Genomic DNA, 24534 nt, shown 5'->3' with positions numbered 1-24534 from the left:
TCCCTTGTTTTCAACGATGCCGGCGCCACCCTGCAAAAACAGGCAAGCCGGACGCAAGGCGCCCGGCTTGCCTCGCATGATCAGTTCTTCACGGTGTCTTCCAGGAAGAAGCGACCGAGCGGATTCTGGTAGAAATTCTCGACGTTCTTGCGGGCGACGTTGATATAGGGGCTGTAATAGAGATCGACCCAGTGGACGTCGTCCTTGGCGGTCTTCTGGATCTCGGCATACATGGCTTCGCGCTTCTTCGGATCGAGCTCGAGGCGCGCTGCCGCCACCAGATCCTTCACCTTGTCGCTCTTGTAGCGGGTCATGTAGTTCATGTTGGTGTCGTGCCCCAGAACGAAGGTCGTCTTCTGGTCGGGGTCGAGAATGTCGTTCGTCCAGTACATGACCGAGATATCGTAGTCGCCGGCAATCAGCATGTCCCAGCTCTGGCTCGGATCGACCTTCTGCAGGTTGACCGTGATGCCGGCCTTGGAAAGCTGCTGCTGCAGAAGTACCGCGATCTGCTCGTCCACCTCGTTGCCGGCATTGACGACATAGTTCAGCGAGAGGTCGGAAGCACCGGCTTCCGCCAGCATCGCCTTCGCCTTTGCCGGATCGTAGGGATACTGGTAATTCGCATCGTAGTGATAGAGCGAACCCTTCGGAATGTAGGAATTCGCCACTGTGCCGAGGCCGAAGGTGACCGTATCGACGATCGCCTTCTTGTCGATCGCCATGTCGACCGCCTGGCGCACTTCCTTCTTGGCGAGCGCACCATGCTCGTGATTGATCAGCAGATGGTCCTCGCGGGTCGAGGTGTCGATCAATACGCTGAGATTGGCATCCTTCTTCAGTTCTTCGACGCGCGAAAAGGGCACGAAGATCGCGGTGTCGAGCTGGCCGGCCTGCACGTTCAGCATACGGGTATTGTCGTCCGGCACCGAAATCCACTCGACGCCATCGAGCTTGACGCGATCGGCTTGCCAGAAATTCGGGTTCTTTTCGAGGATCACGCGGTCGCCGCGGCGCCATTCCTTGACGGTAAAGGCACCGGAAGATGCCGTCGGCAGTTCAGCGAAGGCATCTTCTCCCGCTTCGACCGCCTTCTTGGACAGGACGGAGACGTTCGGCAGAGCCAACGTCGAGAGGAAGGGCGCCGACGGCGTCTTCAGCTTGACGGTCAGCGTCTTCGGATCGGTCGCTTCGGCGGTCTCGACGATCTTGTAGCTGTCGCTCCAGAGCGAGCCTTCATTGTCGCGGATGCGCAGCAGGCTGAACGCGGCGTCCTCTGCGGTGATCGGGGAGCCATCCGAGAACTTCGCGTCCCGGATCTTGAACGTGTAGGTCAGCCCGTCATCTGAGACGGTCCAGCTTTCGGCGAGGCCCGGCTCCAGCTTGGTGCCGGACTTATCGACGCGGATCAACACGTCGAAGACATTGGAGAAGACCCAGTTATCGACATTCTGGGCCGACTTGATCGGGTCGAACGTCGTCGAGTCCTCGCGGCGGCCGATGGTCAGAACGCCGGCGGCTTCGGCAAAGCTGGCACTGAGTGAGAGGGCAGCGGCAAAGGCCGCAAACCCTATCGATTTCCACTTCCTGTTCATGATGTCGTTCCCTTCTTTGTTATGGCATTCGCTTGATGGATCGGATGCTTCCGGATGCCTCTTCGGCATTGCCGAGCAGCGGCTTGTCCGGGTCGATATCCGGTATCGCGGCGACCAGTGCCGCCGTATAGGCATGTTTCGGCTGCGAGAAGACCTGCGCCGACGGCCCGTCCTCGACCACTTCGCCGCGATACATGACGATGGTGCGGGCGCAGAGATTGCGCACGATCGCCAGATCATGGGCGATGAACAGCAGCGTCAGGTTCATGCTTGCGGCCAGCTCGCGGAACAGGTCGATGATCTGCGCCTGGATGGTCACGTCGAGGGCGGCCACGCATTCGTCGGCAATTATCAGCTTCGGATCGACCGCCAGCGCACGGGCGATCCCCGCCCGCTGGCACTGGCCGCCGCTCATCGAGCGCGGCTTGCGATCTGCAAAATCGCGCTCCAGCCCCACCAGATCGAGCAGTTCGCCGATCCGATCCGGAATGTCGACCCTGGCGACCTTGCCCTGCACCGCCAGCACTTCGCCGATCGTCTGGCCGATGGTCATGCGCGGGTTCAGCGCATTGAACGGGTCCTGGAAGACCATCGCCGCCTCGCGCCGCAGCTTCGCCAGCCCGGCAGTCTTCTGCTGAGCAAGATCGACGCCCTCGAAGCTGATATGGCCGGACGAGATCGGCGTCAGGCCGAGTACCGCACGGGCGAGCGTGCTCTTGCCGCTGCCGGATTCGCCGACGATGCCGACCGTCTCTCCCGGCATGATCTGCAGACTGATGCCGGACACGGCGCTGATGGTCTTTGCCGCACTGCCGCGGAAAAAACTTCCGCCGATCGGGAAACGGACATGCAGGTCGTCGATTTCGAGGATCGGCTTCACCGGCGCCGCAACGGTGGAAGCGGCAGCTTCGGTTACCGGCTCCACGCCCGGCATGGACGGATGGCTGTGGATCAGGCGTGTCGTGTACGGGTCCTTCGGTTGGGAGAGAATCTGCCGTTTCGGCCCCTGTTCCAGCAGCTTGCCACCGCGCATCACGGCAATACGGTCGCAGGTCTGCGCCACGATGCCGAGATCATGGGTGATCAGGATGATCGACAGGCCGCGCGTCTCGCGCAGTTCCATCAGCAGCGTCAGAATCTGCGCCTGGATGGTCACGTCGAGCGCGGTCGTCGGCTCGTCGGCGATCAGGATCTTGGGATTGCACGACAGGGCGACAGCGATCATCGCTCGCTGGCGCATGCCGCCGGAAAACTCGTGCGGATAGTTGTCATACTGGCAAAGGGGATCAGGGAAACCGACCTGTGACAGGATCTCGGTCGCAGCCGCGCGCGCGGCACACGCATCAAGCCCCTGGTGATAGCGGATGCCTTCCGAGATCTGGTCACCGATCCGCATCACCGGGTCGAGATGGCTGGTCGGGTTCTGGAAGATCATGCCGATCTCGGCTCCCCGCACCTTCAGCATCTCGGCATCGCTGACTTCAGTCAGGTCGCGACCTTCAAGCAGCACGGCCCCGTCCTCGATCTTCAGCCGCGACGACGGCAGCAGCCGCACCAGCGACCGGCAGAACAGGCTCTTGCCGGAACCGCTCTCGCCGACGAGCCCAAGGATCTCGCCCTTTGCCAGATCGAGCGAGACGTGATCGAGCAGGACACGCGTCTCGCCATCGAGATGGGCTTTGACGGTCAGGTCACGGACGGAAAGGATGGGAGTGTTCATTCATGCACCCCGAGCAATTCGCCGAGCGCATCGCCGAGAATGCTGAACCCGAAGGCGAGGAAGACGATGGAGAGGCCGGGAAACAGCGTGATCCACCAGGCTGTGGTGATGAAACTCTGCCCTTCGGCAACCATCACGCCCCACTCGGCGACAGGCGGCTGGACGCCGAGGCCGAGATAGCTGACGGCGGCACCGGACAGCAGGACCAGCACCGCATCCGACATGGAAAACACGATTGATCCGGCAATCGCATTGGGCAGCAGGTGCCGGAACATGATCCGCATCCGGCCGAAACCGAGACTGACGGCGGCGACCGCATAATCGCTCGTCTTCAGCACCAGGATCTGCGCCCGGATCAGCCGCGCATAGGAAACCCAGCCGACCAGCGCCATGGCGATGTAGAAGCTGGAAAGCCCCGGCCCCAGAATGGTGATGATCGACAGCATCAGCACCAGGAAGGGAAAGGCCAGGATGATGTCGACGATCCGCATGAAGACCGCGTCGACGATGCCGCCGAAGAAGCCGGCAATCGTGCCGACCACCGTGCCGATGACGAAGGGAAAGGCGACGCCGAGGAAGGCGATCTGCAGGTCGATCCGCGCCCCCCAGACGATGCGCGACAGGATATCGCGACCGAAATTGTCGGTACCGAACGGATGCAACAGCGACGGCGGCTGCAGCCGCGAGGCGCCGTCCTGAAGGATAGGGTCATAGGGCGCGATCAGCGGTGCGGCGATCGCCATGATCAGGAACAACAGAAGGATCGATACGCCGACAACGAGCATCGTCCGCCGGCCGAGAAAGGTCTTCCAGCCTGCGGAAGGGAGAGACATGGCACCGGCGCTCATAGCTTCACCCTCGGATCGGCCGCGACGGTAGCGATGTCCGCGAGGAAATTGACGAGTACGGTTGCGCAGGCAAACACCATGGCCACACCCTGCACGACCATATAGTCGCGCGAGAAGATCGCTCGCACCAGCAACTGCCCCATGCCGGGAAGCGCGAACACGCTTTCGATGACCACCGTACCGCCGATCAGCCAGCCGGTATTGACGGCCAGGAGATTGATCGTCGGCACCAGAGAGTTCGGCAGAACATGGCGCCAGAAGACAATCCGCTCGGGCATGCCGCGGGCGCGCGCAGCCGTCGCCACATCCGATTTCAGCCCCTCGATCATCGCCGCCCTCAGGCTGCGCGTCAGCACGGTCGAAAGCGACAGCGCGATGGTGAGGCTCGGCAGGATGAGATGGGCAAGCTTGTCGCCGAGCGTCGAGCCATAACCGGAGACAGGCAGGAGGTCGAGCTTGACGCTGAACAGGATGATCAGCATCAGCCCGAGCCAGAAGGGCGGGAACCCGATGCCGAAGGTGGAAATGATCCGCACCGCATGATCCGGCGCCCGGCCGGCATTGCGCGCCGCAATCGAGGCCATCGGCACGGCGATTGCGATCGATAGAAGGACACTGCAGATGACGAGCGCCAGCGTCGGCTCGATGCGCGTCGCGATCAGGTTCAGCACGTCGATCTTGTAGAGGATCGACTTGCCCATCTCGCCATTGCCGAGATTTCTCAGGAAATAGAAATATTGCAGCCAGATCGGTTCATCGAGGCCGAATTGCGCGCGGATATTGGCGATCGCCGTCGGTGTCGCGCGGGTGCCGAGCAGCACGCGCGCCGGATCGCCAGGGATCAGCCGCACCAGGATGAAGGTGATGATGCTGATGCCGAAAATGACCGGCAGGAACTGCAGCGGCCTGAGGAGAACGAACCTATAGCGGTGCATGGCGCCCCCGTCGTCTGATGCTGTCTCTCATCGATCTATGCATCAGTTCGGCCTGTTGCGGGCGAGGAAATCGAGAAGCGCCGGATAATAATCCGCCGGGTTTTCGTAAAACGGCATGTGGCTGGCATTGGCGATGACTTTCAGCTCGGCGTTCGGAATGGCGAGCTTCATCTTCAGCGCGCAGGCCGGTGTCAGTTCGTCATATTCGCCGCAGGTGATCAGCGTCGGCACCGTCATCGCCGGCAGGTCGGGTATCCGGTTCCAGTCCTTCAGGTTGCCGATATAGAGAAACTCGTTCGGTCCCTGCATCGTGCCGTATGGACCCATATTCCAGTCTTCGAGCGAACGATTGACCGGCGCCGGCCACTGCGGCAGGCGGCAGACATGGCGATAGTTCAGGATGGTCACGGCGGCCAGATATTCCGGATGGTCGTAGGTGCCCTGCGCCTCGTGCTTCTGCATCATCGCCACCGTTTCCGGCCCGAGTGCCGCGCGCAACCGCTCCAGCTCCGAAATCAGGTGCGGCATGTCCGCGACGGTATCTTCGAGGATCAGCGTCTGCAGGTTTTCCGGATAGGTCAGCGAATAGTCGATCGCAAGCCAGCCGCCCCAGGAATGGCCGAGCATGTGAACCTTGCCGAGATCGAGCGCCTTGCGCACCGTCTCGGTCTCCTCGACATAGCGGCCGATCGTCCAGAGCGACGCGTCTGTCGGCCGGTCGGAGGCACCGGTTCCGAGCTGGTCGAAGGCGACCACGCGATAACCCTTGTCGATCAGGCAGGAATGGGCCTCGCGCAGATAGTCGCAGGGCAGGCCTGGCCCACCATTGAGGCAGAAGACTGTCTCCGGCCCATGACCGAAACTGTAGGCGACAACCTTGTGGCCGTCGACCTCGACCTCATGTCGAGCATCGGGCTCGATCTCACGCCACATCGCGCACTCCAGCAAATATTTCGCTTGCTCAATATTTGAGCACCGCTAATTTTTACCGCAAACGTTATTGGGCGCCAGCTATAAGAAGTGATAGGATCGATGCCTTAAGGGGCTGTGGAGCCGGGGATGCCGCGGGATGCTTGACCAAATCGGCACGATCAGAAGCCAGTTCACGGCGCATGAGACCTTGGACGGCCGTATCGACCAGATCTTCGAGGCGATGAAGGCGATCGGCTTCGAGGCGCTGATCTATGACTACACGCCCGTCCCCTACGATCTCGACGGCGCGATCATGATCCCGTCGCTCCTGAAGCTTCGCAATATTTCCGAGGACATGCACGACTACTGGTTCGATCGCGGCTATTTCCGCATCGACCCGGTACAGCAGGTAGCGCTGCGCACGTCGACGCCCTTCTTCTGGAACTACGACGCGGATGCCGACACGCTGATCCGCCGCTTTATGACCGAGGATACTGCCCCTGTCGCCCGTTATCTCAGCGAGCGGGATATGTCGACCGGCGTCACCGTGCCCGTCCATATGCCGCGCGGCGACTATGCGACCGTCACCGGCGTGCGCTTCGGCGGCAACCGGGAATTCGAACGCCACGCGCTGAGATATATCGCCGACTTCAACCTGCTCGCTCACGTCTTCCATGAGACGGCCTATTCACTCTTCGATCCGACGACATTCAGCGCCGGCAAGGCGAGGCTGACGGAACGGGAACGCGAATGTCTGCGGCACTCCGCCGAGGGCCTTTCGGCCAAGGAGATCTCGCGGATAATCGATCGTTCGGTGCCGACCGTCGTCATGCATCTCAACGCGGCGGCGAAAAAGCTGGGCGCCAGGAACCGCACCCAGGCGGTCGTGCGCGCCACCCATTACCGCCTGCTCGAAGACCGCCCATCCTATAACTTGTGATAGCTGCCGCGCCTCCTGTCGCCACGTTATGCTTTTCCATGGATCGTCACGACATGGAGATGAACGTGCCTGCAACAGCGTTGAAGGAAGCTTTCCTGCCCTTTCGCGAATACCGTACTTGGTACCGCGTCACCGGCTCGCTCGACAGCGGCAAGCTGCCGCTCGTCGTTGCCCATGGCGGCCCCGGCTGCACCCATGACTATGTCGACAGCTTCAAGGGCATCACCGAAATCGACGGCCGCGCCGTCATCCATTACGACCAACTCGGCAACGGCAATTCCACCCGCCTGCCGGAAAAGGGACCGGACTTCTGGACCCCCGCCCTCTTCCTCGAAGAGCTCGACGCGCTTCTCTCCCATCTCGGCATCCAGGATCGCTACGCCTTCCTCGGCCAGTCCTGGGGCGGCATGCTCGGGGCCGAACATGCCGTGCGCCAGCCGAAGGGTCTGAAGGCGCTCGTCATCGCCAATTCGCCGGCCAACATGCATACTTGGGTCTCGGAAGCGAACCGCCTGCGCGAGGAACTGCCGCAGGAAGTGCAGGACACGCTTTTGAAGCACGAGGAAGCCGGCACGATCACCGATCCGGAATACATCACGGCATCTCGCGTCTTCTACGACCGCCATGTCTGCCGCGTCTCGCCCTGGCCGCCGGAAGTGGCGCGCACCTTCGCCATCATGGACGAGGACAATACCGTCTACCGCAACATGAACGGCCCGACGGAATTCCATGTCATCGGTACGATGAAGGACTGGACGATCGAGGATCGCCTGCATCTGATCGAAGCCCCGACCCTGAAGATTTCCGGCAAATACGACGAAGCGACGCCGCTGGTCGTCAAACCCTATGTCGACAAGGTCAGGGGCTGCGAATGGGTGCTGTTTGAAAACTCCAGCCACATGCCGCATGTGGAGGAAAAGGCGCTCTGCCTGAAGACGGTCTCCGACTTCCTCTCGCGCTTCGGCTGACGCCATAAGCCGGAACCTGCCCGGCCCTGCCTAGCCGGGTGAGAAGGCGACACCGGCTTATCGGACACCAGCCCTCCCCCGGAAAAGGCCGACAAACGGCAAGACGGGCCATATGGCGCATCTGCACCATATGGCCGCCAGCCGGCGAAACCAGCCGCCAAGGCCTTGATCAGGCCGGAAGCGCCCCGGACTTCTTGGCCACCCAGGTGGCAACGTAGTCCATCAACCCTGGCGACAGGCAATCATAGGGCTCCAGCCCCAACTCCTTCAGCCGTCCGCGAATGCCGTCCATGCGCCCCGGATCGACACCGGATTCGATGATCGACGAGACGAAGGCAGCAAAGCCCGGAGGCGCCCAGCCAGCCTCCTGGAACCGTTCGGGATGGATGAAATCCAGCCCCTGGAATGCGTGCTCGCGCTCGACCGGCCCATACATATGCACGCCGCATTGCTTGCAGGCATGCCGCTGGATAAGCGCGCTCGCATCGACGACGGCCAGCTTGTCGCCGTTTTCCAGTACCGTCACCTTGTCATGCGGCACGACGGCGACGATGGAAAAATCGGCTCCCTTCGGCTTCCAGCACTTGGTGCAGCCGCAGGCATGGTTATGGGCCACTTGTCCTTCGATCTTCACCTTGACCGGCCGGTCGGTGCATTCACACACCAGAGTGCCGCCGGAAAACCCGGAGCCTTCCGGCTTGATACCGCCATCGATCGCGGGATGAATACGGATCTGAACTGCACTGTCCATTACGCCTCTCCTCTTGTTTCGAGGTCCGTCCGGCTTATCGGCGGCTGCCTCGCCTCGATCTCTACATATCGGCCGGGACCGACCGGCACTCCTCGACCGGGCCTCCCTTCCGTCATCATTGGTCCGCACGGGACGCAGGCCCTTGTGGTGACCTGTCGAGAAACTTGCGACTCTCGTCATTGTATCCGGTGCTCCGCCGGCCACAGGCCGCGCCGCGACCATCGGAAACCTCAGTAAATCACCACGCCGCGGATGCTTTCGCCCGAATGCATCAGCTCGAAGCCCTTGTTGATGTCGTCGAGCGGCATGGTGTGGGTGATCATCGGGTCGATCTGGATCTTGCCCTCCATGTACCAGTCGACGATCTTCGGCACGTCGGTGCGGCCACGCGCGCCGCCGAAGGCCGTGCCCATCCAGTTGCGGCCCGTCACCAGCTGGAACGGACGGGTGGAGATCTCCTGTCCCGCACCCGCAACGCCGATGATCACAGACTTGCCCCAGCCACGATGCGAGCTTTCGAGCGCCTGGCGCATCACCTTGGTATTGCCGGTGCAGTCGAACGTGTAGTCGGCACCGCCGATCAGGTCGTTGCCGCGCTTCGTCATATTGACCAGATAGGGCACGATATCGTCGCCGACTTCCTTCGGATTGACGAAATGGGTCATGCCGAACTTTTCGCCCCAGACCTTGCGGTCGGGGTTGATGTCGACGCCGATGATCATGTCGGCACCGGCGAGCCGCAGCCCCTGCAGCACGTTCAATCCGATGCCGCCGAGACCGAAGACGATCGCCGTCGAACCGATCTCGACCTTGGCCGTGTTGATCACCGCACCGATGCCGGTGGTGACGCCGCAGCCGATATAGCAGATCTTGTCAAAGGGCGCGTCGGGATTGACCTTGGCGACCGCGATCTCCGGCAGCACCGTGTAGTTGGCAAAGGTCGAGCAGCCCATGTAATGGTGGATCTTGTCCTTGCCGATCGAAAACCGGCTCGTGCCGTCGGGCATCACGCCCTGGCCCTGGGTCGCGCGGATCGAGGTGCAGAGATTGGTTTTGCGGGAGGTGCAGGAATAGCACTCGCGGCATTCCGGCGTATAAAGCGGGATGACGTGATCGCCCTTCTTCACCGAGGTGACGCCCGGGCCGACATCGACGACGATGCCCGCACCCTCATGGCCGAGGATGGCCGGAAACAGGCCTTCCGGATCGGCGCCCGACAGCGTGAAGTCGTCGGTATGGCAGATGCCGGTCGCCTTGACCTCGATCAGAACCTCGCCGGCACGCGGGCCATCGAGCTGGACCGTCATCACTTCCAAGGGCTTGCCTGCCTGTACGGCTACTGCGGCGCGGACATCCATCTTTCCCCACTCCTCCCCACACGATTGGCAGCGATCAACGCGCTGCCGTCAATTACCCGCCAGCCCGCCTTCGGCCAGCCGCTCCGCTCGCTAGTTGATCCTCCGATCATGCTCGTCGAGCAGAGGAACATGGTATTCCAGAAGCAGCTTTTCGATCCGCGGCTGGTTGTCCTTGATGAAGGCGTTCAGCACGCGCTTCCAGCTCTGGTCCGACGGGCGCACGCCCATGGTGATGCGATAGATCATACGCTGGCCACCCTTTTCGTGGATCAGCGGAATGATCGTCATCTCACTCTCGGCGCGAGCGGCATAATAACCGGCCATCGGCCCCCAGAGCACCGCGGCATCGATCGTCCCGGCCTGCAGATCACGCATCGCGACCTCCGCCATGGAGGGCAGCACGCGCGTATCGACCATCAGCGGATAGACCTTGGCCTTTCCCATCAGCTTGGCCGCCGCCATGTTGGCCGTCGGCGGAGTGCCCTCGACCACACCGATGCGCTTGCCCACCAATTTCGGGTCGGCCAGCGTCTCGATACCCGCCAGCTCGCCGCCCTTGCGATAGATCAGCACATAGGCGGAGCGATAATAGGCATTGGTGTTCTGCACCAGTTCGTCGCCCTGCGCATAGCCCATGATGATATCGCATCTGTTGGCGCCGAGCGTGTTGCGCACGAAGCCCATTATGGTGGGAAACCAGGTATAGGCAACCGACTTGCGCCCCGTCCCTTCCGCCACTAGCTGCGCCAGCTTGTCCTCGAACCCCTCTTTGCTTTCATCCGAAAACGGCATGTTGGAGGGATCCGCACAGACCCGCAGCACATCCGGATCCACCAGTTCGCCGGCAGCTCCAAGCCCCGCGCCTTGAGCATGTGCGGCATGCGGCAAGGCGGCGATCAGCAGTACGGCAACGGCCGCCAGCCGGACGCGATGACCGGCATCGCCCGGCCCGCAATTCCCTCGTCGGAAAAGGCCTCGCCTTCCCATGTCAGCCTCCCATGCAGGAGGCTTCAAAGTCTTTAGCCCCTTGTGGCTTATCGACCTTCTTGGGCGGCCGCCCTCTCGGTGCGGCTCCAACTGCCCGCGCCCGCAGATACACGTAAATATCATCCATGTAGCAATAGACGTTCTTGTTGTCGCCAAAGGCCGGCATGACATTCTCCTTGCCGCCGCCGACATTCTTGCGACCTTCCGCCACGATGGACAGGAAGGTCGCGTAGTCGATGTTCTTCATGCTGTTGGCCAGCGCCGGCGCATAGCTTGACCCCATTCCATCGGGCCCATGACAGACATGACAGTCCGAATGGTAGCGCCGGTAACCGCTGAATGTATACCAGTCGACGGTTCCATCCGGTTGGAACTTGAACGTGGGACTGCCATCCGCATCCATGTATTTTCCGTCTTCCTCCGTCACTGCGGCGGCCTTTTCCTTGGTATCCTCTGCCAGAGCGGCTTCGACGAACAAAAACGGTACTACGGCGCCAAGCGCAAAAGCAGCTGTGCGAAAATTCATTGAGAACCTCATAGATCATAAAGGTCGACGTCACATGGCCGCCCGCCCGGCAAGCAGGCTGATGGAAAGGTCGGTTGATGAGTTGCGGGCCGCGCCCATCGGGCACGGCCCTGCTTCGTGTCGTGGATGCATCAATCCGGCAGGCCGAAGACCATCAGCTGCCCGCCCAGCGTCGTATAATCGGCAAGCGCAGCATAACCGCCGACCGCACCGAGACCGGCCGTTCCGACTGTCGTAGCTTCATCGCCCCCTTCACGTCCCTGGTCGACCGCGCCATGCCAGGCCTCCGCCTTGTCTGGCGACAGAAGACCACCAGCCAGTCCAATCCCGGCCCAGCCGCCAACCCCTGACAGAACGGCAATGTACTGCTTGCCGCCATGTTCAAACGTATTGATGTTGCCGATGATTCCGGATGGGGTCTTGAACCTGTAGAGTTCCTTGCCTTTCAAATCGACCGCCTTGATGTAGCCTTCCAGGGTTCCGTAGAAGACGACGTCGCCGGCAGTGGCAAGCGCCCCTGACCAGACCGAGAACTGTTCCGGCTTGGACCAGACGATCTCACCTTTTGCCGCATCCCATGCGATGAAATTACCCATGCCGCCATGGCTCTCCGGCGCCGGATACATGGAAACAGTCGCTCCGACATAGGGCTGGCCGGCGGTGTAGCTCACCTTGTAGGGCTCGTAATCCATGCAGACATGGTTGGTCGGCACGTAAAAGAGGCCTGTCTTCGGCGAGTAGGTCGCCGGCTGCTGGTCTTTCGTTCCAAGCGCCGCGGGGCAGATGCCGGTCGAGTTGACGTCCTCGCCGTTCTGCTGCGTGGAATACTTGGCCACAACCTGCGGCCGGCCATATTCCTTGCTCTTCGGGTCCATCACGACCTCCGTCGCCCAATTGACAGCGGGATCGTATTTCTTGGCCACCAGCAACTCGCCGCTTACCCGGTCCAGCGTGTAACCGAAGCCGTTGCGGTCCATATGCACCAGCACATCATGCTTTTTGCCTTTGACCTCCATCCCGTCGACAAGGATGTTCTCGTTGACGCCGTCATAATCCCACTCGTCATGCGGGGTCATCTGATAGAGCCACTTCGCCATGCCTGTGTCGGCATCGCGTGCCATCAGCGTCATCGACCAGCGATTGTCGCCCGGGCGCTGCACCGGATTCCAGGTCGAAGGATTGCCGGTTCCGTAATAGATGAGGTTCGACTTCGGATCGTAGGAGAACCAGCCCCAGGTCGTGCCGCCGCCGGTCTTCCACTGCTCGCCCTCCCAGGTGTTCATCCCGGAATCCTTGCCGACCGGCTTGCCGAGATGGGTCGTCTTTTCCGGGTCGATCAGTGTTTCGGAATCCGGCCCGGTCGAATAGGCCTTCCATGCCAATGAACCGTCCTTCAGATTGTAAGCCGACGTCCAGCCGCGAACGCCGTATTCCGCTCCGGAAATGCCGATCAGCACCTTGTCCTTGACGACCAGCGGTGCCGCCGTACCGGACTCGCCCTTGCCGCCATCGACTTGGTCGCCGTTCTTGACCGACCAGACGACCTTGCCGGTCTTGGCGTCGAGCGCCACCACCGTCGTGTCCGCCTGGTTCAGGATGATCTTGCCGTCACCATAGGCAACGCCTCGGTTGACGGTGTCGCAGCACATGATGCCGATGACGTTCGGATTCTGTTTTGGCTCGTATTTCCAGAGAATCTTACCGTCATTGTTGAGATCGAGAGCGTAGACGATGTTCGGAAACGGCGTGTGGATATACATCACGTCGCCGATCACCAGCGGCCCGCCTTCGTGGCCGCGCAGGACGCCGGTGGAGAAGGTCCACTTCACCTGCAGGTTCTTCACGTTGTCCTTGGTGATCTGCTTCAGTTCGGAATAGCGATGATTGGCATAGTTGCCGGTCGGCATCGCCCAGTTCTTCGGATTTGCCGAAAGCTTGCCGAGATCGTCGTTGGCGAGCGCCGTTCCGGCCAGGCCGGCGACCAGGATACTCGCGGTCGCAAGTGGCAGGAATGCATTTGTTGCAAAAATGGGTTTTACAGATAGCCGCATGTGAAATCCTCCCGATGCTTTTTAATTCGCGCGGGTTCGCCATTGCCAACCGTCGCGCGCTTCAGCGCAGCCAAGTGATTTTCTCAATGTGCGGGAAATGCTTTCCGTCAGCGTGTCACGGCCAAGGATGAACAGAGGGCACCGTTACTGCCAATCCAACAGACCTGCGGATCCTGCCCCTCCCAAAGGCAAGACCTTGAAGTCGGAAACTGTGATGACGATAGGGTATTACATCATGACCGGCAAGTGTATTATTAACAGTACATTCAGACATAAATACAATTGCTGCCGTGCGGCAGAAATTACTGCAAATGCTCACAAATAATATTAAGGCCCACAAAGAACAGATCGAAAGATGATAACCGGACACATTTTGGGCATCGGCAGTAGAACGTCGTCACCTGGGGAGATTTTCGATGTCTATCGGAGCTTTGCGCATCACGTTCTTCTTCATTTCATTCGGTTGCGCCGCGATGGCACTGGCGAATGACGACTACCCGACGGTTGCAATTTTTGATTATGTTCACGGCTGCATGAAAGCAAACGGCGAAACACGCGCCGCACTCCAGAGTTGTTCTTGCTCCATAGACGTCATTGCCTCGATCGTACCCTATGCGCGATACGAAACGGCAGAGACTTTCGTGAGCCTCGGGCTGCAAACAGGCGAACGGGGTGCCCTGTTCCGGCAGGGTGCCGTGGCCAAAACGGCAATATCCGAACTGCGTCGCGCCCAGGCGGAAGCCGACGTGCGATGCTTCTGAACTGGCTTTTTTCGATTCAGAACAGATCAGATCTGCCGGCCCTTCTCGGGAAATCCGCATGTCCAGCGCTTGACCTGAAGGGCGGGATGCTCCTGCGACCACTTGGCGATGAAGGTCGGGGCCAGCATCATGCATTGGAAAAGCGAGCCGCGATTTTCGAAATAGAGGTGTTCCTCGCGGCAGCGGGCAGGATCGTTCATGAGACACACCGTCAGCACGAGATCGACCAGGTTCATGGGGCACGCTCTCCATGTGTCTCGCACGCATTGTGATCAAATTGGCGCGATCCAATTGGCGCGATCGGTTGGCCGGCAGGAACCTTGCCTGTCTGCCCCGTCACGCACTCCTCGGGATGCCGGCAAGGGCAGAGAATACGCGCATCCAAAAACTCCGTCAATCAAGCCGGAAGGCACTGGTGCAACCGATGCTTTGTAAAAAGCGTCCATTCACGGTGTTGACTTGGGATCATCACGAACTACCCTTGCGTGTGACGGCATGACGCGGAACCGGGAGAGACCGCATGTCATGACCGCCTTTGGGAGGAACTCTATGCGTGCCATCTGTTTTATTGGCGCCATTGGCTTGGTTTTGCCGATGGCGGGCTACGCCTTTGGCCAGGATGCGGCTGCTGGCGAAAAGGTATTTGCCAAATGCAAGGCCTGTCATGTTTCCGATACCGACCAGAACAAGGTCGGCCCATCACTAAAGGGCGTGATCGGACGGGCGGCCGGATCCCATGACGGCTTCAAGTATTCGGCCGCCATGTCGGATGCCGGCAAGGGCGGCATGGTGTGGGACGAGGCAACGCTGACGACCTATCTTCACGACCCGAAAGGCGTCGTCAAAGGCACCAAGATGGCATTTGTCGGCCTGAAGGTGGACAAGGATGTTGCCGACGTCATCGCCTATCTCAAGCAGTTTTCTCCCTGAACCGCGGGCTTCGTCACTTTTCGGGCGGAGCCTCGGTCAGCGTCTTCACGAGGGCATAGAGCCGCTGCTCGATCAGCGTCGGCACCTCGCAGACATAGGTCAGCGAGTGCACCCGTTCCTGGAAGATACGCGTCTGGAATGTCAGCCGCTCCGTGCGGACGGCGATTTCGTTGCCGTCGGCTCCCGATTTGTTGCGCAAGACATCGAGTGCCGAGGATTCCCGCCTGAGCTCGGATGCCATGTCGCGCTGGCGGTGCGCATAGCGGGCAATACCCGATATGACATGGCTGCGCTCGCCATTCATCTTGTCGAACAGGCCCTGGATCAGCATCGCAGTCCGCAGCGGCCGCTGCTCCGGCGGCAGCGTATCGCGATAGGCCTTGATCCGTTCCTGCGCCTCCGGCAGCGGCATGCGGCGCGCTGCAAGCTCTTCCACCATCTCTGAAATCACCTCGTCATTCGACCAGTCCGCGGCCTCCACCGGCAGCGTTGGCCCGGTCCAGATCTGGCCGATCGACAGTTCCGGCACCTTGCGCTGGATGCAGGGCCAGTCCGGATCATCGCCCTGCGCGCCCTGGACGGGCGGACAGGAGAGCGAAATCAGGACGACAGCTAAAAAAATATGCTTGACCGAGACCATCAGCCGTTTCCTCCCGTATCCCGCTTGCGACTGAGCAGCCCGTTCGCCGGATCGTAGGCCAGGATCGCACCGCCGAGAAAAAGCACGGTAAAGCTGCCGACCACGACCAGCGATATCCAGTCCAGCCGGCCATAGAGCGCGAAGCGGATCAGTTCGACCGCATAAGTGAAGGGGTTTGCCTGGCAGATGCGGAAGAGAAGCGGGCTCGCTTCCTGGATGCGCCAGAGCGGATAAAGCGCCGAGGAGGCGAAATACATCGGGAAGATCACGAAATTCATGACGCCGGCGAAATTCTCCAGCTGCCGGATCATCGACGACAGCAGCATGCCGAGCGAACAGAGCATCATTCCTGCCAGGAACAGGGCGGGCAGCACGGCAATATAGCCGATCGGCGGCGGCTTGACGCTCCAGAACCAGGCGACAGCCAGGAACACATAAACCTGCACCACCGAGACCGACACGCCTGCCAGAAGCTTCGCGACCAGCAGGAACCAGCGCGGAAACGGGCTGACCAGCAGAGTGCGCATATTGCCCATCTCCCGGTCATAGACCATGGACAGGGATGACTGCATGCCGCTGAACAGCAGGATCATGCAGCAGAGGCCCGGCGTGATATAGACCTCGTAAAGCACATAGGTCTTGTAGGGCGGGATGATCGATACGCCGAGCACCTGCCGGAAGCCGGCGGCGAAAACGAACAGCCACAGCAGCGGCCGCACCAGCGAAGAGATGAACCGCTCCCGCTGATTGAGGAAGCGCAATCCCTCTCGCAGCATGATGCCCCTGAGGCAGGCCGCATATTGCCCGAAGCCGAAACCACGCGGAGCGGCCAACAGCGATTGGTGTGAGATCCCCGCATTCAGTGTCATCGCCTTCCCCTCGCCATTGGCAGTGGAGAAATTCCGCCTGAAGATCCGGGACCGGCAGGCCCGGCCGCCAACCCGCTCAGGGCCGCGAATGCCTGCCTTATGTCGCTCGTTCCGGTCTTCGCGATGATCTCGGCGACCGCGCCCGATGCCAGTACCTTGCCGCGATCGAGGATCACCACGTCATCGCCGTCATCCACCTCGTCGATGAGATGGGTTGCCCAGAGCACGCTGACGCCCGTCTCGGTCACCAGCTCGCGGATCGTCGCCAGGATTTCCGCCCGCGACCGGATGTCGAGCCCGACCGTCGCTTCATCCAGCAACAGAAGCGAGGGCCGGTGCAGAAGCGCCCGCACAATCTCGACACGCCTCATCTGTCCGCCGGAGAGGTTCCTTGCCTTGTCGTGCAGCCTGTCGGCCATATCGACCTGCGCCAGCAAGGTCGCAGTCCTCACCAGCGCTTCCCTGCGTCCGATGCCATGCAATGCCGCATGGTAGGAAAGGTTCTGCGCAACGCTGAGATCGAGATCGAGCGTGCGCGCCTGGAACACGATGCCGAGCCGCCTCAAGGCCTCTCCCGGCGCGCGCCGCACATCCCGGCCGAAGATCCTGATTGCGCCCTGGCGCGTGTCGTAGAGATGGCTGATCAGCGAGAAAAGCGTCGTCTTGCCGGCACCGTTCAGTCCGAGAAGCACGGTGAAGCGCCCGGCCGGGATGGAAAAGGACACATTGTCGAGCGCTTTCTTGCCACCATAGGCATGGCTGACCTCAAGCACATCAAGAGCCGGGGCTTCCGCCCTGTCGTCTTCCATATCGGCATTCATTGCGTCGGTTCCTCCCATGTTCGCGCATGCTGGCGGCATCCTCCCGAAGCCGCCATCTGCCCATCATCTTGCGCTATTTGATTGTGATCGTTCCCTTCATGCCCTTGTCAGCCAGATCCGGTACGGACCAGGTGTATTGCCCAGGCCGCACCGCGGTGAACTGCACCTGCATCGTGCCCTCGCTGTCGAATTCCAGCCAGGCCGGCGCGCCGTTCATATGCACCTCGAGATCGTTGATGACGATCTGGTTCATCCAGACATTGCGGAAGAGATCGGTGACGAACTTGTATTCGAGCCCGGCCGCAGACGTGATCTTCCAGCGATAGCCCTGGCCTGCGACCAGTTCGAAATCCTTGCGGTTCACCACAAAACTGTCCTTGGACGATCCGAGGATGAGTTCCGGCACATCCTTGCTGGCCCGGGTGACCTTTTCCGTTGCCGCCGCGGGCTTTGCAGCCGGCTTGTCGTCATCGTCGTCATCATCCTTGTCCTGCGCAAGACCGATGCCTGCCGAGAGAACAACCACCGCCAGCGTTGCCAGCGCGAATTTCCGATATGCCTGCATCCTCTTCTCCTCCTCTTTGCTCGTCAAAAATCGTCACTTCGGTGAGACCACCACGCCCCAGGGCATCGAGCCGACGGTCACCGACTGCACAGGCTCATCGGTCGCGACGTCGATGAAGGTGATGTCGTTGGAAACGCCGTTGGTGCTGATGATGGTCTTCTGGTCCGGGGTGAAGGCGAGCTGCCACACCCGCTGGCCGACCAGAACGTATTTCTCCACCTTGTAGGTCGCGGTATCGACCACCGCTACGCGGTTTGCCGGGCCGAGCGCCACATAGGCCTTCTTGCCGTCAGCGGTGATGCGCACACCGACCGGCTGGATCGCCTCGGATCTCAGGCCGGCGATCTCGAAGGTGATCTTGTGCTTCACCTCGCGGCTGTCATTGTCGATCACGGAAACCGTGCCGCCGATCTCGGCGCTGACCCAGACTTCCGACCCGTCCGGCTTGAATTCCGCAAACCGCGGCCGTGAATCGACCAGCACGTTATCGGTGATCTCGTGGCTGTCCGTATCGATGAAATGCGCCATGTTCGTCGTCTCCGACGTATTCACCATGGTCTTGCCGTCGGGGCTGATGCCCATGCCTTCCGGCTCGACGCCAACCGGGATTTCGGCCAGCACATCGCGGCTTTCGATGTCGATGACGGTGACCAGATTGTCGTCCTCGTTAGCGACATAGAGCGTCTTGCCGTCGGGCGAGAGCACGAACAATTCCGGGTCCGGCCCCGAAGGAAGCTGCCCAACAATCTCATGGGTTTCGGTGTCGATCACCTCGATCGTGTCATCGTCGCTGGCGCAGAGATAGATGAATTTGCCATCATGGGAGATGGTGATGCCGCGTGGCCGCTGGCCGACGGGAAGCGTTTTCACCACCGCGCCGGTCACCGTGTCCACCACCGTGACCGAATTATCCTTCTCGTTCGACACATAGGCCATAAACGCGTCCGCGCCCGACGCGGCACAAGTCATTCCGGCTACGAGCGTGATGGCGGCAAACGTCGTTCTGTTCGGCATGTCGGCCCCTCCCAAGGCTCTTTCGTCATCACTCTATTTCAGCACGCATTTCGTCTCCGGCTGGTCGATGCCGAGCGTATCGAGCTCGGAAAACTGATGCAGAAATCCCTCCTGCGGCGAGGTCGACACGACCGATCGCCCATCACCGAGAAAGATCGGCTGCCTCAGCTGCCAGTTCCATTGCCGAAAGGTCAGTTTCTGACCCTTGAAGGCCGCGATCGAAAAATCCTTCGAGCGGATGAAACGGGCAATCTGGCTGACATCCGTGCTGCGTGTCCGCGTCGCCGCCTCGCCGATGATGCGCACCGCCGTCCAGGCGGACATATCCTTCGCCAGCATCCGTCGGCCGGTGGCCTTGGCGAAACGGTTTTGGATCTGCGTACCGCCCCATTGCTCGCTGGCCGGATGCCAGGCGGTCGGGATCAGCCCCGCCGTTCCCGCCACCGGCCGCGGCTCCCAGGTGCGAAACGGCACATAGGTGCCGAAGACCTCGCTTTCGTCCGCAACCAGCAGCACGTCATGGTCGGGCAGGCCCTGGGTGAAGACCGGCATCTGCCGCTGGATCTGCACCACGCCGCTATCCGTCCGCCGCGCGGTGCCCGTATCGGCAAACTCCTTCTCGGCAACGATCTCGCCGCCGAAGCGGGTCGCCGCGCGCCTCAGCGCGTCGGCAAAAAGCCGATCCCCTTCATGCGAGCCGTAGATGAGCGCCCAGCGAGGCCACTGCTTCCAGATCAGATATTGCGCCAGACCGTCTGCCAGCATGCTGCGCGTCGGGGCGATGTGAAAGACATTGGCGCGGCAATCTTCCTCGCGCAAACGATCGTCGGTCGCCCCGATGTTGAAGATCTCGATCCCTTCTGCCCTGGCGGCGTCTGCGACGGAAAGAAGCTGGCTCGCGGAAAGATCGGCAAGAACGGTCGTGGCGCCCCTGCCTGCCAGTTCGCGGAAGGCCGGAACCGCATCTGCCTCGAGCTTGACCTCCGCCACATCTAGCGAGAACGCCTGCCCCAGAAAGCGGCCGGTCGTGTTGTTGTCAGAAATGGCGACTTCAGCACCCGCGACGCCCTCGTCGCGCGGTGATACGTCCAAGACGGAAAGGGCCAGCCGAGGCTCATGGGCCCTGAGATAACCGAGCTTCAACTCTGCAGGCGGAGTGCCCTTGGCGGGCTGCTGTGCGGCCGCATCACCGGCGCCTAAAGAAGAAAGCCAAAAGGAAAGGAATAGAACAAAAACATAAAGCACCGCGCCCCATCCTCCAACGGACGTCGTACCGCAGCCCCGACGCGGGGTCGGATCGGTACTTATCATTCGGTGCCGAAATCAACCTACCCGAGACGATCCAGATTTCAACCTGAAAACAATGCCATCCCGGTCAAATTCGCGCGAAGGTGGCGACGGGGTCTTGGATATGCGCAATATTGGAGTACCATGATGCCGTCTGAATGTTTTTCTGAGGAAGGAGGAGCCCCATGAAAAAGATCTGGAAGAAGCCTGCCATGTGCAGCGTGGCCGTCGGCATGGAAATGTCCCGTTACTTTCCTGCCCAACTGCCCGCGAAAAAATAGATAGCCTTCATGGTCCTGTCCGGCCACACCGGACGGGACGCCCCCGAATGGCATTGCGAACTTCGGCCCCGGCCTTAGCGAGGGGAAGGTTATGCACGCAACAATCTTGAAATCACTCCTGGACCGCTGTCTCTGCAGCCAAGTTGATGGCTTTGCTGCTTCATCATCACCCGAGCGCTCATATCCCAAGGGGTCCGGCACGGAGTTAGCAAGATGACCCTGCGTCGCGAGCGCGCGCTCGTTTCGCAGGCTTCGCTGCCCGCGTTTAAGCCCCATGTACGATTGCAGTTCGACCCCGTGCGCGGCGCCTGGGCGCTCCTGTCGCCGGAAAAGGTGTTCTGGCCGGATGAGGTGAGCCTCGACATACTCAGGCTGTGCGACGGCCACAACTCGATGGAGCAGATCCAGCAGCGGCTGGCTGCGCAATATGAAGCACCGGCCGACGAGATCGCCCATGACGTCGAGGCGTTCATGCAGGAATGGTCCGACCGGTCCCTGGTGACATTATGAGCGCGGCCGGCGGGGCAATTCTCCCCCCGATCGGCATGCTGGCCGAGCTGACCCATCGCTGTCCGCTGCAATGCGTCTACTGTTCCAACCCGATCGAACTCCTGAAGGCGAACCGGGAAATGCCGACCGAGGCATGGACCTCGCTCTTCGAGGAAGCCGCCGATCTCGGCGTTCTGCAGATCCATCTGTCCGGTGGCGAGCCGACACTGAGGCCCGATCTCGAACAGCTCGTCGCCACCCTGGCGCGGCGCGGCGTCTATACCAACCTGATCACCGCCGGAGTGGGCCTCGCCGAGGGCCGCATCCAGGCATTGGCGGATGCCGGGCTCGACCACGTCCAGATCAGTTTCCAGGGCGCCAACGCGAAGACGACCGAAAAGATCGGCAATAACCGCGGCAGCCACGAAAAGAAGATCCACACCGCTCGGCAGATCCGCGCCGCCTGCCTGCCGCTCACCATCAATGCGCCGATCCATCGGCACAACATCGCCGAGATCCCTGCCTTCATCGAGCTTGCATTGGAACTCGACGCCGAACGGATCGAGATCGCCAACGTGCAATATGCCGGATGGGCGCTTCTCAACCGCGAGGCGTTGATGCCGGATAGGGAGGCAGTAGAACGCGAGGTCGAGATTGTGCAGCAGGCGCAGGAGGAACTGCACGGCATCCTCGCCGTCGATTTCGTCCCGCCCGACTATTTCGCCATCTATCCGAAGCCCTGCATGGGCGGCTGGGCGCGCGACGCCTTCATGGTGGCGCCGGATGGCAGGGTCCTTCCCTGCCACGCGGCGGGCACCATCCCGGGCCTGACCTTCGACCGCTACGGTGAAAAAAGCCTATCGGACATCTGGCGCCACTCGCCGGCCTTCAATGCCTTCCGCGGTACAGACTGGATGGCCGCTCCCTGCCGCAGCTGCGATCGCAGGGAAATCGACTGGGGCGGCTGTCGCTGCCAGGCGATGGCGATCGCCGGCAACGCCGCCGCCACGGACCCGGCCTGCATCAAGTCGCCCCTGCATGCCCGCATGACGGCTCTGATTGAAAAATCGCTTACCACCGACGGAGATCAATTTCGCTATCGCCGCATCGGCATGCCGGGCCAGTCCGGGCCTGAATCCCTCGAGAAAACGGAAGTCGAGTTTTCCGGCACCGCGGGCTGAACAATACACGATATCGATCGAGGGCACGGACAAAGCCAGAGATGCAATTGCTCGCTGTCTTCCGACAAACGACCGGCAGAGCCGAGATGCCGCCAGCGCCGCATTCTTCTGACTGCAAGCTGGGTCGGATGGGAAAGTCGCATCACAACCCGTGATGCGCTCAACCTGCACCTTCTCTTGTAACCGCATTGCAACGTTTGCCATGTAGCGTCGGCACATGTTTTTGGACGATACAAAAAAAGCAATTTTGACGACCTTGTTGGGCCTTGTGATCCTCGCTTCGCTGGCCGCCTCGCCTCTTGCCGCGTCTGAAACCGTGAACGTGAGAAGCTCCTGCTGGGCATCCAGCCGTTTGTCGGAGGATGTCGCCACGATAGCCCGCGCGCCTGGGCGCTGGGCCTGCGGAGATCGGGCCTATTCGCTCTCAGGCGAGCGCGTGCTGCTGCGTTTTGAAATAGATGCCGCTGCCCCCCTTCCCCAATATCTCTTCTCCAGACGTAGCGCGCTGCAGGCGGTGCATCTGGTCGCAATCGACAGAGATGGCGCCATGCGCCAGGCATTCCTGTTATCCAGCGACCTGCACAGCTCGCTGCGCGGAGGCTATTTCAAGGCCCCGCTGTCCGGCATCACGAGCGACACACGGCAGGTCGTCGTCGCGTTCGACCTGCCGAGCCACCGGATGACGCTGGAAAGAGCCTATCTGGCACCGGCGGACCTAACGCTCGGCCCGGACCTTCTCCGTTCCCTGCTGATCCTTGCCATGCTCGCCGGCACGTTATCGATGCCGCTCATATTCAACGCGGCCTTCTATCGGATCCTGCGTGAACCATTCGTGCTGTGGCATTCGGCGCTCACCATCTCGTTGCTGTTGACGATCCTCATCTCATCCGGGATTGCGGTCGTTCTCTTCGATCCGCCGGCGATGATCCTGAGCTGGATGACGACCGTGATCTTCGGCCTGACCGTCGCGTCCGGTGCGATGTTCACCTACAGCTTCATCGAGCCCGGCTACATGCATCCCCTGCTCCGGAAGGCCCTGCTTTATTGCGCCGCCTGGGCGATATTGCTGAGCACGTTTCACGCGGCATTTCCCTTCGTCGCACGTCCGATCCAGTCGACCGTCTACACGGCAGCCTTTGCACCGATTATCGTCATTTTTATCCTGGCGGTTGCCGATGCCCTGTGGCGCGGCAGTCGTGCTGCCAAGTTCCAGGCAGTCGGATATATTCCGGTGATCATGGCAGGGCTGGTCCGCCTCGTGACCGGCGTGGTTCCGTGGCTGGAGAGCAATGATGCCATGTTTCTGTTCTATGCGGGCTGCGCATGCGAAGTCCTCTTCACCACGCTCGGCGTGGCCGACCGCTTCATGACGATCAAGCACCAGCGCGACAATGCGCGCGTCGAAGCCGACGTCCTGAAACGCCTGTCGGAGCGCGACCCGTTGACGGGATTGCTGAACCGGCGGGCGATCGAGCAGAATTTCGAAAAATACCGCGCGGACGGCTACCATACGCTGGCTGTGCTGGACCTCGATCATTTCAAGACAATCAACGACCTCCACGGCCACGGGACCGGCGACGCGGTGCTGAAAGCGGTAGCCGAGGTCCTCCAGGCGGACCTCCATGTTCATGCTTTCCGCCTCGGCGGCGAGGAATTCGTGCTGCTCGTGCGCGGCGAGGATGCCCCGCTACGGGCCGAGCGCCGGCGCCAGGCGATACCCGCCGCCATCGCAAATGCCGTTTCCGGCCTTGGACATCCCGTGACCGCCAGCATGGGCATCGCCGATGCGCCACCGGACGCCGATATGGTGTTCGCGGAACTCTATCGCCAGGCGGACACGCTGCTCTACGACGCCAAGCTCGCCGGGCGCAATCGGACAAAGGTCTCATCGACCCAGGCGGCGAAGGATCACGCGAATTCGACCTTCGACGATGCCGCCATCTGTGGATGAGGCGGCTGCCGACGCCAAACATACGACATCATGTTGATTTTAACGAGAAACCCGCCTGCTCTCGCTCATTCGGTGATGCGGACGCACATCCTGACGGCCTCGGCGATTTTGCGGGAGACGGACAGCGGGGATAACGAGGATCGGGCTCGCCGGT

24 protein-coding genes are annotated in these 24534 nt (G+C 61.1%); 7 read left to right on the top strand and 17 right to left on the bottom strand.

What is annotated here, in order from left to right; all coding sequences use genetic code 11:
- Positions 1 to 80 precede the first annotated feature (80 nt).
- The 5 genes from BM216_RS09815 to BM216_RS09795 are packed head-to-tail and all read right to left on the bottom strand — an operon-like array spanning position 81 to position 6031.
- Entirely contained in the window at positions 81 to 1595 is a 1515-nt protein-coding gene (locus BM216_RS09815; RefSeq protein ID WP_092998573.1) for an ABC transporter substrate-binding protein, read from the bottom strand.
- A gap of 19 nt (positions 1596 to 1614) precedes the next feature.
- Positions 1615 to 3315, bottom strand: a complete 1701-nt coding sequence (locus tag BM216_RS09810; protein ID WP_092998571.1) for a dipeptide ABC transporter ATP-binding protein — start codon at positions 3313 to 3315, stop codon at positions 1615 to 1617.
- Positions 3312 to 4163: an ABC transporter permease gene (locus tag BM216_RS09805; RefSeq protein ID WP_092998569.1), complete on the bottom strand. Its 852-nt coding sequence runs from the start codon at positions 4161 to 4163 to the stop codon at positions 3312 to 3314. Before BM216_RS09805 ends, BM216_RS09810 begins: the two co-directional genes overlap by 4 nt.
- Positions 4160 to 5098, bottom strand: a complete 939-nt coding sequence (locus tag BM216_RS09800; RefSeq protein ID WP_092998567.1) for an ABC transporter permease — start codon at positions 5096 to 5098, stop codon at positions 4160 to 4162. The genes BM216_RS09805 and BM216_RS09800 overlap by 4 nt, the downstream gene beginning before the upstream one ends.
- A 42-nt stretch (positions 5099 to 5140) precedes the next feature.
- Positions 5141 to 6031 carry a proline iminopeptidase-family hydrolase gene (locus tag BM216_RS09795; RefSeq protein WP_092998566.1) on the bottom strand — a complete coding sequence of 297 codons (891 nt, stop codon included), beginning with the start codon at positions 6029 to 6031 and terminating at the stop codon, positions 5141 to 5143.
- A 136-nt stretch (positions 6032 to 6167) separates the two neighbouring features.
- Between BM216_RS09795 and BM216_RS09790 the strand changes: the two genes are divergently transcribed.
- Together BM216_RS09790 and BM216_RS09785 are read left to right on the top strand one after the other, a co-directional pair.
- A complete protein-coding gene (locus BM216_RS09790; RefSeq protein WP_092998564.1) occupies positions 6168 to 6950 on the top strand; it encodes a helix-turn-helix transcriptional regulator in 783 nt (260 codons plus the stop codon).
- 53 nt (positions 6951 to 7003) lie between these two features.
- Positions 7004 to 7918, top strand: coding sequence for a proline iminopeptidase-family hydrolase (locus tag BM216_RS09785; RefSeq protein ID WP_177230750.1), 915 nt, complete (start codon positions 7004 to 7006; stop codon positions 7916 to 7918).
- A 169-nt stretch (positions 7919 to 8087) separates the two neighbouring features.
- Here the strand turns inward: BM216_RS09785 and gfa are convergent, their stop codons facing one another.
- The 5 genes from gfa to BM216_RS09760 all read right to left on the bottom strand — a co-directional run bounded on the left by gfa (position 8088) and on the right by BM216_RS09760 (position 13591).
- The gene (gene gfa / locus BM216_RS09780) at positions 8088 to 8669 is read right to left on the bottom strand and encodes an S-(hydroxymethyl)glutathione synthase (RefSeq protein WP_092998562.1); all 582 of its coding nucleotides are present in this window, start codon (positions 8667 to 8669) and stop codon (positions 8088 to 8090) included.
- 230 nt (positions 8670 to 8899) lie between these two features.
- Positions 8900 to 10027: an S-(hydroxymethyl)glutathione dehydrogenase/class III alcohol dehydrogenase gene (locus BM216_RS09775; RefSeq protein ID WP_092998561.1), complete on the bottom strand. Its 1128-nt coding sequence runs from the start codon at positions 10025 to 10027 to the stop codon at positions 8900 to 8902.
- Between the two features lie 90 nt (positions 10028 to 10117).
- Positions 10118 to 11014 carry a quinoprotein dehydrogenase-associated putative ABC transporter substrate-binding protein gene (locus tag BM216_RS09770; RefSeq protein WP_092998559.1) on the bottom strand — a complete coding sequence of 299 codons (897 nt, stop codon included), beginning with the start codon at positions 11012 to 11014 and terminating at the stop codon, positions 10118 to 10120.
- A 1-nt stretch (position 11015) separates the two neighbouring features.
- Positions 11016 to 11540: a c-type cytochrome, methanol metabolism-related gene (locus BM216_RS09765; RefSeq protein WP_092998557.1), complete on the bottom strand. Its 525-nt coding sequence runs from the start codon at positions 11538 to 11540 to the stop codon at positions 11016 to 11018.
- Between the two features lie 131 nt (positions 11541 to 11671).
- Positions 11672 to 13591, bottom strand: coding sequence for a methanol/ethanol family PQQ-dependent dehydrogenase (locus tag BM216_RS09760; RefSeq protein ID WP_092998555.1), 1920 nt, complete (start codon positions 13589 to 13591; stop codon positions 11672 to 11674).
- Between the two features lie 473 nt (positions 13592 to 14064).
- Between BM216_RS09760 and BM216_RS09755 the strand changes: the two genes are divergently transcribed.
- Positions 14065 to 14352 (top strand): hypothetical protein, encoded by a 288-nt coding sequence (locus BM216_RS09755; RefSeq protein ID WP_092999341.1) that lies wholly within the window; start codon positions 14065 to 14067, stop codon positions 14350 to 14352.
- 26 nt (positions 14353 to 14378) lie between these two features.
- Here the strand turns inward: BM216_RS09755 and BM216_RS09750 are convergent, their stop codons facing one another.
- Positions 14379 to 14588: a hypothetical protein gene (locus BM216_RS09750; protein ID WP_092998553.1), complete on the bottom strand. Its 210-nt coding sequence runs from the start codon at positions 14586 to 14588 to the stop codon at positions 14379 to 14381.
- 313 nt (positions 14589 to 14901) lie between these two features.
- On the opposite strand from BM216_RS09750, the gene BM216_RS09745 reads away from it, so the two are divergent.
- Complete coding sequence (locus BM216_RS09745) at positions 14902 to 15282, top strand: c-type cytochrome (protein WP_092998551.1); 381 nt, start codon at positions 14902 to 14904, stop codon at positions 15280 to 15282.
- 13 nt (positions 15283 to 15295) lie between these two features.
- Here BM216_RS09745 and BM216_RS09740 read toward each other — a convergent pair whose 3' ends face one another.
- The 6 genes from BM216_RS09740 to BM216_RS09715 all read right to left on the bottom strand — a co-directional run bounded on the left by BM216_RS09740 (position 15296) and on the right by BM216_RS09715 (position 20436).
- Entirely contained in the window at positions 15296 to 15922 is a 627-nt protein-coding gene (locus BM216_RS09740) for a hypothetical protein (protein WP_092998549.1), read from the bottom strand.
- On the bottom strand, positions 15922 to 16791 hold the full coding sequence (locus tag BM216_RS09735) for an ABC transporter permease (protein WP_092998547.1): 870 nt from the start codon (positions 16789 to 16791) through the stop codon (positions 15922 to 15924). The genes BM216_RS09740 and BM216_RS09735 overlap by 1 nt, the downstream gene beginning before the upstream one ends.
- Positions 16788 to 17612 carry an ATP-binding cassette domain-containing protein gene (locus BM216_RS09730; RefSeq protein WP_092998545.1) on the bottom strand — a complete coding sequence of 275 codons (825 nt, stop codon included), beginning with the start codon at positions 17610 to 17612 and terminating at the stop codon, positions 16788 to 16790. Before BM216_RS09730 ends, BM216_RS09735 begins: the two co-directional genes overlap by 4 nt.
- A 73-nt stretch (positions 17613 to 17685) precedes the next feature.
- Entirely contained in the window at positions 17686 to 18177 is a 492-nt protein-coding gene (locus tag BM216_RS09725) for a cupredoxin domain-containing protein (protein ID WP_092998543.1), read from the bottom strand.
- A 33-nt stretch (positions 18178 to 18210) separates the two neighbouring features.
- Positions 18211 to 19191, bottom strand: coding sequence for a YVTN family beta-propeller repeat protein (locus tag BM216_RS09720; protein WP_092998541.1), 981 nt, complete (start codon positions 19189 to 19191; stop codon positions 18211 to 18213).
- A 33-nt stretch (positions 19192 to 19224) separates the two neighbouring features.
- The gene (locus tag BM216_RS09715) at positions 19225 to 20436 is read right to left on the bottom strand and encodes an ABC transporter substrate-binding protein (RefSeq protein WP_244530137.1); all 1212 of its coding nucleotides are present in this window, start codon (positions 20434 to 20436) and stop codon (positions 19225 to 19227) included.
- A gap of 536 nt (positions 20437 to 20972) precedes the next feature.
- On the opposite strand from BM216_RS09715, the gene pqqD reads away from it, so the two are divergent.
- From pqqD to BM216_RS09700, 3 genes are all read left to right on the top strand, one after another.
- Positions 20973 to 21269 (top strand): pyrroloquinoline quinone biosynthesis peptide chaperone PqqD, encoded by a 297-nt coding sequence (pqqD, locus tag BM216_RS09710; protein ID WP_092998537.1) that lies wholly within the window; start codon positions 20973 to 20975, stop codon positions 21267 to 21269.
- The gene (gene pqqE / locus BM216_RS09705) at positions 21266 to 22429 is read left to right on the top strand and encodes a pyrroloquinoline quinone biosynthesis protein PqqE (RefSeq protein WP_092998535.1); all 1164 of its coding nucleotides are present in this window, start codon (positions 21266 to 21268) and stop codon (positions 22427 to 22429) included. The genes pqqD and pqqE overlap by 4 nt, the downstream gene beginning before the upstream one ends.
- Before the next feature lie 247 nt (positions 22430 to 22676).
- Complete coding sequence (locus BM216_RS09700) at positions 22677 to 24380, top strand: sensor domain-containing diguanylate cyclase (protein WP_244530136.1); 1704 nt, start codon at positions 22677 to 22679, stop codon at positions 24378 to 24380.
- Positions 24381 to 24534 lie beyond the last annotated feature (154 nt).

Source organism: Rhizobium sp. NFR07 (genome assembly GCF_900111905.1).
Taxonomy (GTDB): Bacteria; Pseudomonadota; Alphaproteobacteria; order Rhizobiales; family Rhizobiaceae; genus Neorhizobium.
The sequence above is the reverse complement of the archived record's forward strand: the minus strand, read 5'-3'. Positions and strand labels throughout refer to the sequence as shown.